Below are 12,715 nucleotides of genomic sequence, written 5' to 3'. Positions count from 1 at the left end.
CGAACTCCGCGGAGCTCCGTAGGCTCGCTGAGAGCTAAGCGCCTTTCAAGCCTTGTGCGTAACCCCAGCCCAGGGCACCGCAGCGGGCGCGTGTCGACAAGGACCCCGCCGGGGGTTGGATCGAGGTTAGGGTTTCGGCGTAGTCGCGTGGTGCCCGGTTCGTAGTGATCTGTTGGCGCAGTGGCGCTCTGGGAACGTGGCAGGCACGGCTTCCAAGACCATGGAGTTCTCTACGCCCTGTGATCTGGGTGGAAGACCGTGCCTGCCGACGGATCATCGCCGATCCCGCCCGCCCTTGACCAACTGCGCGAGAATCCACAAGGTCAGCCCCGCTGAGGGTTCCGGGCCTGCCGGAGCGGTCGGCCGAGGTGCCCGACCCGCGTGATCCACGCGGAGTACGCCACCGCCTGGCCGTTGTGCTCGCGCTCACCGCGTGCGCGGTGCAGGCCGCAGCGACCTCACTGCCGGCGGTCGGCGAGCGGATCGCCGATACCCCCGGGGAGACGGACTGAAACAGGTCGGCGCCCGCCCTGATCCGTTTCTGCCCAGGCAGGCCCTGCCCTCCGAACCCACGATCCACCGACCGCCGGCCCGCTGATGGAACGGGTCGAGGCCGCCGTCGTCCCGTGGGGAGCCGACCGGGCCGCGCACACGATCGAGGTGGCCGCACCGGAGTCGCTGGACGGCGTCGAGGGCCTGCGACTGCTGCCCGTGCCCGGAGCGGTCGTGGTCACCGGCACGGGCGAGGACCCCGGGGCGCTCACCGGGCTGCGGTGAGCGCCCCGGGGTCAGTTGGTCAGCCTGATTCCCTGTTCGAGTTTCTCGTAGTCGTCGAGGTCCACGGCGCGGTAGGCGTCGCGCACGTCGGCGTAGCCGTTCCAGTACTCGTCCCGGTAGTCGTCGGTGGCTTCGGCCATGCCGTGCTCGACGATGAGGTCCTCGGCGATGCGGTCCAGTTCCCGGCCGTCGCTTCCGGAGAACTCGTGCAGCGGCCTGATCCGGTCGCCGCCCTCGGTGTCCTCGGCGAGCAGTTCCGGAGGAACGTCGGACGCCTTGATCCGCCCGTCCTGCAGCAGCGCGTCGAGCATCTGCAGCCGCGTCTGGGTGCCCAGGCTGGTGCGCGTCGTCTCGCTGTCGCCGCTGTTGGTCGGAACGTACTCCACAGAGGGGCCGTCCTGTTGGCCGAGTCCGTAGCGGATCGCCTCGTCGGTGATGCTCAGCACGATCTCGTTGGCGGTTCTCCGGCCGACCGGAGAGCACCGCGACCCATTCCTGGCCGGAGATGGTCTACCTGCCCTCCCCGGAACTGAATCCGGTGGAGGGCGTGTGGTCACACCTCAAACTCACCGCGTTGGCCGGCCTCGCCGCGCTGGGCCTGGCTGAACCGGCCGGTGCCGTCCGCGCTGGACTTCGGCACCTCCGGCACCGTCTCGACCCGCTCCACGGATTCCTCGCCCACACCCGACTCCGAATCAGAACCCGATCAACGAATCTCAAAGACACCCCGCCCCGTGCCTGTGGTCACCTGCCCCTGTTGCCCTGGGAGAAGTTCTCGTAATCCGACGCGTAGAACCGCTGGATGTCGTTGTATCCGTTCCCGTAGGCCGACAGGTAGTCGTCGACGGCTTCGTGTACAGTCACGGTCTTCGTCTCGCCGTCCCCGCCGATGGGCAGTTCCACGGTCTCCTGCTGCAGGATGTTGGAGGCGGCTTCCACGCCCGCCCGTCGCTGGTCGCCGGGCGCCCACTCGTCCGCGGAGTTCGGGATCTCCAGCCGTCCGGGCGCCCCGTGAACGTAGATGTCCTCAAGATCCTGGTAGGAGATGTCCCGGTTCTCGTCCTCCGCGAGGAACTTGACCGCGAGCAGTTCGTACTCGTTGACCGTCTGGGTTTCACCCGAGACCCCGGAAACGTTCGGAACCGTGTAGGAGGAGATTCCCGAATTGACGATGTTTCCCCCGTGGTATTTGAGGAAGTCCGCGAGCGGCGCCCCGACCGGGGGAGGAAGCGGCCCGGTGACGGAGGCCATCACCATGTCGCTGGCCAGTTTCCGTTCCGTGATCGTCTGCTCGATGTCTGCCGAGCGGTCCGCCGCCTCGTTCATCAGGGCCGCCTCGAAGAGCCCGTTGAGGATTCCCGCCTCGGTGCCGTTGACCCGGAATCCGTAACTGTCCGGCTCGCCGCCGAGATAACTGGTGAACTGGTCGCTCGAATGCAACTGAACGGCTGCGTAAGTGTCGATCGCGGTGGCCTCGTCCGCAACGATGTACTGGAGGAACCTCGCCCGGCCGAACTCGTTCAGCACCAGGTTCTCGTTGCTGTCGAAGTTGAAGACCCAGTCGGACTCCGCCAGCCCTTCCTCGTTCAACTGGACGTCCATTCCGAAATCGTCCATGTAGGCGACGAAGATCCCGGCGAGGCTCTCCGCGAGTTCCGGATTGTACTGGCCGAAAGCCGCGTTTCCGTCGTCGCCCACGGTCACCCCTGTGTTGGTGAGCGCCGCGAACGCGTCGTTGCTGGTGATGTGCTTGATCAGGCCTGCGGTGGCCTCGCCCGCCAGGAGACGCTGCTCCTCCCCCGCTTCGCCGTCGGCCCTGGAGTACTCGGGAATCCAGTCGGTCAGGCCACTCACCGCCTCGCCGTCGTCCGACCACTCGAAGGCATAGAGGCCGCTCAGCACCTCTCCCGATTCCGTACCGAAGCGGGGGTGGGAGTAGTCCCCGGTCAGCAGTGCGTGGTTGGCCTCGATGTTGCGGGTCGCGGCCTCAACGAGGGGAATTCCCGTCTCCGAGGTGAGTTCGAGCGGCGGCCCGAGAGCCGGATCCGCCATCTCGTGGCCGAGAGTGGAGAGCAGGTTGACGGAGAAGTCCTCGCCTCCCTCCAGGTCGTCGTCGGTGCCGCCGAGGAGACGGGAGAGTCCGACGATGTCGTCCGCCCAGTCGACGTACCCGTAGGGCATGGGGCCTTCGGTCTGGGTGTCGTCCACCGGGCCGACGGCCGCGTTCCGCACACTCTGCGGCAGCTGCTCGAACGACCCTCCGAGGTCCTCGTGGGAGAGCGTCAGAATGCCCTCGCCCAGCACCTTCAGCAGCTCGTCCTTCTCCTCGTCGCTCATCGTGTCGAGTTCGTCGAGGTGCGCCGGGATCTCAACGACGTTGTAGGGCAGGTCGTGGTCTCCGCCCGCGTCGTCAAGTTCGGCGTAGAAGCGTTCCAGGAAGGCGATCTCCCCCGCAGGGAGTCGGTCACCGTTCTTCTGGGCCTCCTGCGCCTTGAGGCTGATGACCGCGAGCGCCGCGAGGATCTCCGCGTACTCGGCGTCGAGTTCCTCACCGTCCTCCGATAGGTAGCGGTCGAGGTTGTTGGCCATCCGCACCGCTTCGTCCTCGGTGAGGGGCAGGGGCGGCTCGGATTCGGCGCCCATGATGTTGTAGGGAGCCCATCCCAGCACTCCAGCGTCCACCAGTTCGCGCACGTGCTCGGGCTCGGGACCGTCACGCAGCATCTGCCCCTTCTCCTCGGCGCGTTCCTGGAACTTCTCCCACAGGTCGGCGGCCTCGCCCTCGTAGTGGTCGAGCCGTTCCTGCCGTTTCTCGGCGATCTTGGCGTCGCGGCTTGCCGTTGGGGAGGGCCGCTCCGGCGGTGTCTCTCCGGGGGCGACCGGGGGCGGTCCCGGTTCGGAGGTGGGTTCATGGGGGACGCCGAAGTCGTCGGCGACCTCGTCCTCCCAGCCGTCGATGAGCTCTTGACGCTTGTCCTTGAACCACTTGACGTCCTCGGCCCACATGTCGGTCACGCCGGCCGCGTAGACCACGGCCATCGAGGAACGCTGCCACAACTGCTCGTCGTAGTCGCCCTCGCTGCGGATGTCCTCGGTGACCAGGTCGGTGAACTCCACGGCCGCGCCGGTGAAGGCCGACCGCAGGTCGCCGGAGCGGCCGATGATGCGCCCGGCGACGTCGTACAGGTCGTCGGCGGCCGCGCGGATGGTTTCCTCGTCTGCTTCGGTGTCCTGGGGATCGAACGATGCCATCTTCGACGTGTGTCCGGTTCTTGGAGGAGGGGTTATTCGCCGGTGTAGCGGCTGGTCTGCTCGTTGATCTGGCGCGACAGCACCCCGCCGACGTCGGTGAAGTCGTCTCCGGCCTCGCTGTCGGTGTTGGCGGTCTGCTGAGCTCCGGCCTGCACGTTTCCGCCCAGCGACATGCCGTGCTCCTGGATGTCGGCCATGAGCGCGGCGTTGGCCTCACCGAAGTCGGGATAGGCGTTCGCGCACGGCGGCTCCACCGCGGCGGTCTTGGCGGCGGTGATCGCGTCGTCGAACGCCGACTTCAACCCGGTGAAGGTCTCCGCGATCGTGACCGCGCCCTCCCCCCGCTGGTAAGCCTCGTAGGGGTTGGCGCCAACCTCGTCGCCCACGTCCTACCTCCTGTCGAACGGGTTCTGCCGGGCACACGGGGACCACCGTGCTTCCTGACCGCTTCTGCTCACGTCCGCCGGGAACGGTGCGGGGAACCCGGCGAAGGTCGTTCCGCGCCCGGTGAGAAATGGGTGCGGTGGTTGGAGCAGTATCTCCCATCCGCCTTCACCAGACCAATTCATCCTTGTCTCCGAAGGGGGCGGAACCGCGTGTGGCAGGGGGATTCGTTCGGATCAGAGGTCTGCCAGGAAACACGTCAGCCTCCATATCCTGAGAAAAGAGAATTGGTGGCGACTCAGCGGCCGGTGGCGCCGCTTCGGCGGTGTGACCGAATGTGGCCAACGAGACCGCTGTGATATCAATGTCCGTGGTTTTCTGCTTCCATCCGTAAACTGCGGCCCGCCTGTCCGTGCTCGGCGTGGTTCCGGACGGGCCAACACGGACGCGGACACCGGAAAGGACGGTCAATGAACTCCCCTGACGCGCCGCCTCGGGCCCGTGTCCCGGCGTGGGCCGGGATCGTGCTGTGTGTCGCGGGGGCGTTGGCCGCCCTCACCGCGCCGCTGTTCTCCACCGCGGAGAGTTCCGGTGTCCCGGCGGCGGTCCGTGTGGTCCTGTGGGTGCTGGCGGGCGGACTCACCGTCGGGTCTCTCCTGACGGAAGGGGCGTCGCGGTGGCGGCGAACGCTTCCGGTTGTCGGGGTGGTCGTGGCCGCGGCGGTTGACCTGGTGGCCTTCCGGAACCTGCTCACCGGGCAGGAGCACGGCGGTCCGTGGCAGTTCTCCCACCTCGTCGGCGTGGTCGCGGCGCTGCTCGGCGCGGGAGCGGTCGCGGCCGCGGGAACCTCCTTGCACCCGGGGCGCCGCAGGTCGTCGCTGCTGGTCCCGGCGGTCGGTCTGCTGCTCGCCCCGGTGCTGCTGCTCGTTCCCGCGTTCGTGGCGGACCTCGCCCGGGCGGAGCACACGACCGCCTCGGCGGAAACACCGCCGCCGGTTCCCACCAAGGTGACCGAAGCGGCGTGGGAGTGGACCGCTCCGGAGGGAGTGCGGGTCACCGGCGTGCATCCCACCGCCGCGGGCGCACTCGTCTCGCTCGGCGACGGCGTGATCGCGTTGGACACCGCCACGGGTGAGGAGGCCTGGCGCTACCGCAGCCCCGACATCGGCGACGTGGACGTGCGGGTCACCCCGGACGGTGCCACGGTGGTGCTGTCCTTCACCGACCTGCGTACCCGCGGCCCCCGGGACGGACTGCTCACCCTGGACGCCGCCACCGGCCAGATCCTGAGCGACGACCTGATGCCCGGCCTGCTGCCGACGCCGGGCGGCGGTGCGTGGGAGGAGGCCCCGACGATCGGCGCCCTGACCGACACCGCGCGGATCACCGGCGGCCCCGACCGCGCTCTGGAAGCGCGGGACCTGACCGACAACACGCTCGTGTGGTCGGCGGAGGTTCCCTCCGGCTGTGTGTGGCGTACCGACCTTCCCCAGTCCCTTCAGGTTGTCGGCGGCTCCGTGCTCGTCTCCGGGTTCTGCGGCACCTCCCAGCGGGAAGAGGACGACGCCACCGCCGTACTGTTCGCCCTGGACTCGGCGACCGGTGAGCAGCAGTGGAGGTACGAGTGGACCGCTGAGGCCGGGGCCTACCAGAGCAGCCACCCGCCCGCGTTCAGCGGCTCCCCCCGACTGGCGGTGTGGGAGGCTGTCTCCGACGGCTCGGTGGTGGTCGTGGACTCCCTGAACCACGACGGCGACCTTCTGGTCCTCGACCCCGCCTCGGGCGACCTGCTGGCTGGGACGCCCCGCTCCCCGGTGTCGGAATCGGCTGGTCCGGTGCGTTTCACCTCTGACGGGTTCGTCGCCTTCCCCCGCCCCGGCGACGACACGGAACCGGTCGTGGTCGCCTACCGGGACCTGTCCGGCGAACTCGTCGACACGGTGGAGACGCCCTACCAGGACCTGCTGCATGCGCTGCCACTGGGATCCTGGGAGGAGCAGAGCGTGTGGGTGTCCCTGGAGGAATGGACCGAGACCGGGGAGCACGGTCCCGGCTGGCGCTACGACGTCACCGTACTGCCCCGGGATGGAGAGCCCGTGCGCGTCCCGCTCGACGGGGTGGCCGTCCCGGTGCCCGAACCGTCCGCACTACGCCTGCTGCCCGCTCCCGGGGCGCTGCTGGTGGTACGGACCGGCCAGGTCGAGGTTCCGGACCACACCGATTCCTCCTCCGGTTCCGAGGAGTCTCCCGTCCAGATCGTCGGCCTGGCCTGATCTGGCGGGCCAACTCCTGTCCTCCGGTTCATCCCCCGCCTACCGCCTGCTCCCGGCAGTGGCCCGGAGTTCCGTTTCCGCGAGGAGACACGCGGTGGCACCGCCGTACGCGGTCGCGAGGCCTTGTCTCCCCCTCGCCCGCTCGTAGGCGTGCTGCGACGCGCTGAGCCCTCTTCACCCTGGTCGCCACCGGGTGGTGGATGAATACCCGTTTGTCTACGGGGGTTCCCCGTGCCCCGTCTGTTGATGACAACGGTCGTGCCCGACCTGCAGCACCCGTCGAACATGCTGGCCAAGCCTCTCGTCTCGCCGGGACCGGCGGACGCGGGGAACCTGAGGACCGCCTTGGACGCCTCCACGGTTTCCGAAGGCTGCGACCTGTCCGGGGAGGCGCGGGAACTCCTCGCCCTCACCATGCGGGCGACCGAACTCCGTCCCGACCTCGCCACCGCCTGACGTCGGTGACCGCCAGAAGCTGTCCGGATTTCGACCTCCCCCACCCTTCGAAGCAATACGTGACAAAAGTGAAGGATGAGGTGGTTTGCCAGGACAGATACTGTTCAAGGCGAGGTGACGCGGACCCGCCGAGGAGGAGCCGATGGGTTTTCGGCTGCGCAAGAGCTTCAAGATCGCCCCGGGCGTGCGGATGACCGTCTCCCACCGGGGCGTGGGCTACTCCGTCGGCGGTCGGGGGATGCGCATCAGCAGGTCGGCTGGCGGACGGCTGACAGGAAGCGTCGGCATTCCCGGTTCCGGGCTGTCCTACTCCACCCGGCTGGACGGTGGCCGCCCTCGCCGCCCCTCCCGTCCGGCTTCCCGACCCCAGCCGAAGACGGCACAGCCGCAACAGAACAAGCCTGGACTGTTCGCCCCCGCCCCGGAGAAGGAGCTGTACCGGGCGCTGTTCGAGGACCGCGACCGCGGCCGACTGCCCCACATCGCCGGGCGCCACCCCGACTGGGCGCCGCTGTGCGCCGCCTTCGACGGTCTGCTCTCCTACCACGGCCGCGACCTCGCCCACGCGGAGGCCGCGCTGCGCACCGCGCTCGACCACGGCGGGGAGATCGCCGACCACCCGTTCGTCCGCGCCTACGTCGACATGCCGGTGATCACCCTGCGCATCGCCCACGGGGTGGACGCGGCCCTGCCGCCCAGCCGGGAGGCGGTCGGGCTCACCCTCGCCGAGCTGTACCAGGCCACCGGGCGGCCCGAGCAGGCGATCGCCGTCGTCGAGGGGCTGGAGCCCACGTTCAGCGCGGCCGTCTCCCTCGCCGAACTCTACAGCGAGACGGGCCGCCACGACGCGGTCATCGACCTGACCAACAACCTGTCCAACGCCTCCGATCCGCACGCCTTCCTCCTGGTCATGCGGGCCCGCGCGCTGGCGGCCGGGGGGATGGGCGACGGGGCGCACCAGACGTTGAAGGAGGTGCTGCGCCGCCGCGGCACCGACCCCGAGATCGTGACCCTCGCGGGCATCGAGCAGGCCCGGCTCGCCCTCGACCGGGGTGAGCGTGCGCGGGCCCGCCAGATCCTGGAGCGGCTCTACGCCCGCGACGCCGCGTTCCCCGGACTGGCCGACCTGCTGCGGCAGGTGGAATCCGCGGACTGACCCCCCGCGGGCGGCGTTTCCCGGCACGGGCCCGGGCCGCGGCCTCAATTTTTGCGACCGCGTGGACTGTCGGGTCTCGCTTCGGGAACACGTCGGGCGCGGACCCCGCGCCAGACCGGCCGCCCCTGCCACAATCCAGGCATCCCCCACCCCTGGAGAGTCTGGTCATGTCTGGTGTTGGCGAACCGTCCGGCGAGGAGAACGCGGAAGAGGCCGCGGCCGACGCGGTGCAGGAGGCGACTGCGGAGGTTTTGGCCCCCGAACCCGCGGTGCGTGCCCACGGTGCCACGTGGAGTACGGCTGCCCGATGGTTCACCACCGCAAACCCGTGGGTCCTTCCCCTGGTCACCGCTCTGGTCGCACTGCCGACCGGGGGAGTTCTCGGCTATCTGCTGCATCCGGCACCGACCGCGTCCGAGGAGTATCTGAGTGCGGTCGATGACCGGGACAGGCACCAGGAGCGACTGGAGGCGGCACTCGGACGGGAGGAGGACCTTCAGGAGGAACTCCAGCCGCTGCAGGAGCAGGCAGCCGAGTTCGACGACCGGGAAAGCGAACTCGACGACCGCGCGGAAAGCCTCGACGAGCGTGAGGCCGAGTTGGACCAGCGTGAGGAGGACATCTCCGCAACCGAGCGGGAGATCGCGGAGAACACCTTCCCCGGCAACGGGACCTACCTGGTCGGCGAGGACATCAAACCCGGGACCTATCGCAGCAGTGGCTCGGGGGACTGCTACTGGGCGCGGCTGTCGAGCACCGACGGTGAACTCGGCTCGATCATCACCAACAGTTTCGGTTCGGGGGCGCAGGTCGTCACCATCCGCTCCGGTGACGTCGCCTTCGAAACGAGCGGGTGCGGGGAGTGGACCCGCAGCGACTGACTCTGGCGGCTGACCGTAGTTCCCGGCCGTCCGCCGACCGCTGTCGCTCTCGTTGGCCAGACGTGAGCGCGGACGGCGGTTCGGTTGGGAGCGGAAGCGCGGCCGCGGCGAACGAGACCAGGACGCAAAAGGGCTTTTCCGGAGTCTGCTTCCGTCCCGCCGGGGGCAGTGGCGGGGCATGACCGGTCAGCCGCCCGCGGCCCCGGACCGGCTTCCCGGACTGCTGCTCGCGCTCACCTTCTCCATCGGGATCGTCGACGCGGTCAGCTTCCTCGGGCTGTACCGGATCTTCACCGGCAACGTGCTGCTTCTCGGCATGGCGGCCCGCGGTGGCCCTGGTCGCCTTCGCCGCGGGCGCCGTCCTGGCCGGGCGGGTGCTGCGGGGCGTACCCCGCCGCCTGGACACGCCGCACCACCGCACTGCTCGGCGCGGGCGCGGCCACCGGAGCGCTGGCGCTGCGGGTCCACCCCGGTCTCGCGCTGCTGCTGTTGGCGGCCGTGGTCCTCGCGGTGGCCGCGACCGGCGCGGCGGCCCGCCGCCGTTGACGAAGCCCCGGCGGGATTCGGAGAAGCCCCGGACACACTCCCGTTCCCGAGCCGCGAGCACCGCCTCGCGTACCGCGATGGGACCTTCCGGATCGTCTTTCCTCGGGTGACTCCTGAAACGCTGTCCCTCCCGCCCATCACGAGCGAGGACCTGCTCGCGGGATTCGAGGAGTTGAACGGCCTGACCGTTCCCCAGGACGCGACGGACGTGCGGATCACCACTGACTGAGGTCTGAGTGTTCGGTTCTGCGGCGGGCGCGGGTTCTTTTCGGAGCAACCGGAGAAAGACGAGACATTCCACCCCCCGCGTTCGGGGCGGGCGACCACGGGTTGACCTCGACCGGCAACCGGCAACCGGTGGTATCCCACCGCAGGGGTTGGTGTGGAACGCCCTGGGCCGATCGGCTGCCCCCTCTTCTCCACACGGCCGGTGTCCGTCGCGAAGGCGACCGTCAGACCTCAGTGAGAACAACGCGGCGGACCTGCCCGTCTACCGTGTCCGGTTCACCCCGGGCCGTGGCGGAGCCGAGCGGTTCTGCACGACGGACGGATTCAGCACCTACCGCAGTCCCAGTCCCCCGACGCCGAGGACCGGGAGGAATTCGACATCACCGTGGAGGCGGTCGAGGGCACGGTCACCTGCCGTGGCGGACATCCCAACTCCAGAGTGGACCGCAAGGCCGTTGTGGTCTTCCCCGACGAGGAGACCGCGGCGGTCTACGTGATCGCCTTCGCCTACTCCAACGACTGATCTCCGCGACTGTTTCCCCTGAGGCTCCGGACGGCCGTCGGGGAAACGGTCGCAGGCGGCATGCCGTGGACGTCCGGCGTGCGCTGTCTGTCTGACCGGAGCGGTCCGACGCATCCGGCCCCACCCCACTCCACCGAAATCCCAACGCATCGTTGGCACGAAGTAGTGACCGCTTCTGGCCATTCCGTCGTCCAAGACAGCTCGTTTACCTGAATAACCTGCATCAATCCTTTTTCTGCGCCTCTTGCGCGTTACTCCGTGTTCCTCGATTCTTCTCAATTGGAGTTGCTCGGTACGGGAGGAAAGATACGGAGGTCGGTCGGTGAGCGGCGGCGGAGTGACCAACCCCGACAAGATCGTGATTCCCAGCGCGGATCCCGACGCGATCGAGGCCGCGGGCAAAGCCCTCAAAGACGATGGCGGAGACATTGCCCAGGCTGGCCACGACATCAAGTCGACCTGGGCCGGACTGGAGGGAAACTACGTTGCCCCCGAATCCGAGGAATTGTTGGCCGCGGTCGATCCGGTCGCCGACGACGGCGACGAGATGGAAGGCAAGATCCGCACCGTCGGTCAGGCGCTCATCGACTTCGCCGAAGAGATCCGCCCCCTGCTGGCCAGGTGGAAGAGCCTGAAATCCGACGCCGAGACCATGGCCGTCGAAATCAAGAAAACAGGCGAGGAGTGGAACAAGGACGAGGACAAGGTCGAGGAACACAACCAGCTCAACAATGACCTGGCCGCGGTGCAGACCGAGTACCAGGCGGCCGAACGCGACTGCGCCAACACCATCACCGGCCTGTTCGGTGGCACCCGTTTCATCGCCGCCAAGCTGGACGGCTCCAACGTCGCCGCCGACGGCGAGAGGATCTACGGTCTGGCCGAGGCCCCCGAGGACATGAAGACCGACTGGGCCACCCCCCAGGAGTACGACGCGCCCTGGTGGGCCGACGTCGGCTCGGCACTGTGGGACATCGGGGCGGGCACCGTCACCGACTTCGCGAGCATGTTCGGCCTCTACCACGACCAACGCGGCTGGGGCGTGGGCTCGTGGGGCGAGTGGTGGGGGAATCTCGGCGACTACTGGGGCGGCAGCCTGGAAGGCATCGCCTACCTGACCGGCTTCTACGGCGAGAACGGCTGGGGCGTGGACTCCGGCGGCCAGTGGTGGGACAACTTCTCCGGCGCGTGGAAGGAGGTCGGCCACTCCATGGTGCCCTGGCGGGAGTGGGGCACCCGTCCCGGCTACGTGATCACCACCGGAGTGATCAGCATCGGCAGCATGGTCGGCGGCGCGGTGCTGACCGCGACCGGTGTGGGCGCGGTGGTGGGCGTGCCGCTGCTGGCCTGGCGCGGCTCCCGCGTTCTGCGCACCGTCAGCAACCTCGGCGACATCCTGCCCAACTCCTCCCTGAACCGCTTCGACCCCGCCTCCCACCTCCGGAGTCTTCTCAACAGCCGCTCCCCGGACGACATCACCTCCGGCCTGGGCGATACCGTCGACTCCCTGTCCATTCCCTCCTCCCAGACCGACGCGCTCAACGACGCCCTGGCCAACGCCAACAACTTCGGCAACCAGCCCGGTGGAGGCGGCGGTACCCCCACCCCGGCCCCCCGCCGACCCCACGCCCACCACCCCGACTCCCGACATCGGAGACACTCCCAGCGGTTCCTCCCCCGACACCGGTGACACGCCTCCGTCCCGCCCGGCAGACACCACCCCCAACGGCAACAACAGCGACAGCCCCTCTCCTGTCCGCAGCCCCGATGCCGACCAGGCGGCCGAGCTGCCCACCACCGAACAGATCCTCCGCCTGCACGAGGAGTTCGAACTCTTCCTCAAACAGCACGCCGAGGCTCCGGTCGGCGCGGGCGTGGGCGGCCGCACCCCGGGCGGCCCTCTTCCCGACCTGTCACCCAGCGCCCACAGCAGAGACCACACACCCACGGGAGAGCCCACCGGTTCCGGTGGCGGACCGGGAGACGGTCCCGCCGACCCTCCTGGAACAGGAAACGGAGACTCCAGTCCCACCAGCGGCCACAGGGACACGTCAACCAGTGGCGGGTCCTCCGCCAACAGCGGCGGAGGAAACAGCTTCGGCCGCGGCGGAAACGGCGGTCCTCCCACAGGCGGTCGTCCCCCTGAATCCGGACCGGGTGAAGGCCTGGACGGCCGCACAGGTGGCAACGGCCAAGCTGGGGGCTCCTCAGGGGAGGGGGAGCCGAATTCCGGCCTCCC

Annotated in this window: 13 protein-coding genes; 9 read left to right on the top strand and 4 right to left on the bottom strand. The window is 68.9% G+C overall.

All coding sequences use genetic code 11. The features are described 5' to 3' along the window. Window positions 1-368 precede the first annotated feature (368 nt). Window positions 369-512 (top strand): transposase family protein, encoded by a 144-nt coding sequence (locus NI17_RS24575; RefSeq protein ID WP_170163047.1) that lies wholly within the window; start codon window positions 369-371, stop codon window positions 510-512. Window positions 513-597: 85 nt separating this feature from the next. Beyond that, on the top strand, window positions 598-777 hold the full coding sequence (locus NI17_RS00605) for a hypothetical protein (RefSeq protein WP_068687716.1): 180 nt from the start codon (window positions 598-600) through the stop codon (window positions 775-777). Between the two features lie 11 nt (window positions 778-788). Here NI17_RS00605 and NI17_RS00600 read toward each other — a convergent pair whose 3' ends face one another. The 4 genes from NI17_RS00600 to NI17_RS00590 all read right to left on the bottom strand — a co-directional run bounded on the left by NI17_RS00600 (window position 789) and on the right by NI17_RS00590 (window position 4,415). Then, window positions 789-1,223: a hypothetical protein gene (locus NI17_RS00600; RefSeq protein ID WP_068687715.1), complete on the bottom strand. Its 435-nt coding sequence runs from the start codon at window positions 1,221-1,223 to the stop codon at window positions 789-791. Window positions 1,224-1,330: 107 nt separating this feature from the next. Further along, window positions 1,331-1,459 carry a hypothetical protein gene (locus NI17_RS24330; protein ID WP_267887157.1) on the bottom strand — a complete coding sequence of 43 codons (129 nt, stop codon included), beginning with the start codon at window positions 1,457-1,459 and terminating at the stop codon, window positions 1,331-1,333. 62 nt (window positions 1,460-1,521) lie between these two features. Next, a complete protein-coding gene (locus tag NI17_RS00595; RefSeq protein ID WP_068687714.1) occupies window positions 1,522-4,029 on the bottom strand; it encodes a TPR repeat domain-containing protein in 2,508 nt (835 codons plus the stop codon). A 32-nt stretch (window positions 4,030-4,061) separates the two neighbouring features. After that, a complete protein-coding gene (locus tag NI17_RS00590; RefSeq protein ID WP_068687713.1) occupies window positions 4,062-4,415 on the bottom strand; it encodes a hypothetical protein in 354 nt (117 codons plus the stop codon). A gap of 468 nt (window positions 4,416-4,883) precedes the next feature. Here NI17_RS00590 and NI17_RS00585 point away from each other — a divergent pair, with 468 nt between their 5' ends. From NI17_RS00585 to NI17_RS00555, 7 genes are all read left to right on the top strand, one after another. After that, window positions 4,884-6,686 (top strand): outer membrane protein assembly factor BamB family protein, encoded by a 1,803-nt coding sequence (locus tag NI17_RS00585; protein ID WP_068687712.1) that lies wholly within the window; start codon window positions 4,884-4,886, stop codon window positions 6,684-6,686. 231 nt (window positions 6,687-6,917) lie between these two features. After that, window positions 6,918-7,142, top strand: a complete 225-nt coding sequence (locus NI17_RS00580) for a hypothetical protein (RefSeq protein WP_199859896.1) — start codon at window positions 6,918-6,920, stop codon at window positions 7,140-7,142. Window positions 7,143-7,284: 142 nt separating this feature from the next. Further along, window positions 7,285-8,298, top strand: coding sequence for a DUF4236 domain-containing protein (locus NI17_RS00575; protein ID WP_119267872.1), 1,014 nt, complete (start codon window positions 7,285-7,287; stop codon window positions 8,296-8,298). Between the two features lie 167 nt (window positions 8,299-8,465). Then, on the top strand, window positions 8,466-9,179 hold the full coding sequence (locus NI17_RS00570) for an Rv1352/Rv1906c domain-containing protein (protein ID WP_119267871.1): 714 nt from the start codon (window positions 8,466-8,468) through the stop codon (window positions 9,177-9,179). A gap of 178 nt (window positions 9,180-9,357) precedes the next feature. Then, complete coding sequence (locus tag NI17_RS00565) at window positions 9,358-9,954, top strand: DUF1275 domain-containing protein (RefSeq protein ID WP_147416917.1); 597 nt, start codon at window positions 9,358-9,360, stop codon at window positions 9,952-9,954. A gap of 384 nt (window positions 9,955-10,338) precedes the next feature. After that, complete coding sequence (locus tag NI17_RS00560) at window positions 10,339-10,476, top strand: hypothetical protein (RefSeq protein ID WP_157129656.1); 138 nt, start codon at window positions 10,339-10,341, stop codon at window positions 10,474-10,476. 322 nt (window positions 10,477-10,798) lie between these two features. Beyond that, the gene (locus tag NI17_RS00555; protein WP_147416916.1) at window positions 10,799-12,166 is read left to right on the top strand and encodes a hypothetical protein; all 1,368 of its coding nucleotides are present in this window, start codon (window positions 10,799-10,801) and stop codon (window positions 12,164-12,166) included. Window positions 12,167-12,715 lie beyond the last annotated feature (549 nt).

Source organism: Thermobifida halotolerans, from assembly GCF_003574835.2.
GTDB lineage: Bacteria > Actinomycetota > Actinomycetes > Streptosporangiales > Streptosporangiaceae > Thermobifida > Thermobifida halotolerans.
The sequence above is the reverse complement of the archived record's forward strand: the minus strand, read 5'-3'. Positions and strand labels throughout refer to the sequence as shown.

Bases quoted from the DNA above. Each gene is read 5' to 3' on its own strand.
- NI17_RS00585 (WP_068687712.1), top strand. From the start codon at position 4,884: ATGAACTCCCCTGACGCGCCGCCTCGGGCCCGTGTCCCGGCGTGGGCC.
- NI17_RS00595 (WP_068687714.1), bottom strand. From the start codon at position 4,029: ATGGCATCGTTCGATCCCCAGGACACCGAAGCAGACGAGGAAACCATC.
- NI17_RS00605 (WP_068687716.1), top strand. From the start codon at position 598: ATGGAACGGGTCGAGGCCGCCGTCGTCCCGTGGGGAGCCGACCGGGCC.
- NI17_RS00570 (WP_119267871.1), top strand. From the start codon at position 8,466: ATGTCTGGTGTTGGCGAACCGTCCGGCGAGGAGAACGCGGAAGAGGCC.
- NI17_RS00565 (WP_147416917.1), top strand. From the start codon at position 9,358: ATGACCGGTCAGCCGCCCGCGGCCCCGGACCGGCTTCCCGGACTGCTG.
- NI17_RS00575 (WP_119267872.1), top strand. From the start codon at position 7,285: ATGGGTTTTCGGCTGCGCAAGAGCTTCAAGATCGCCCCGGGCGTGCGG.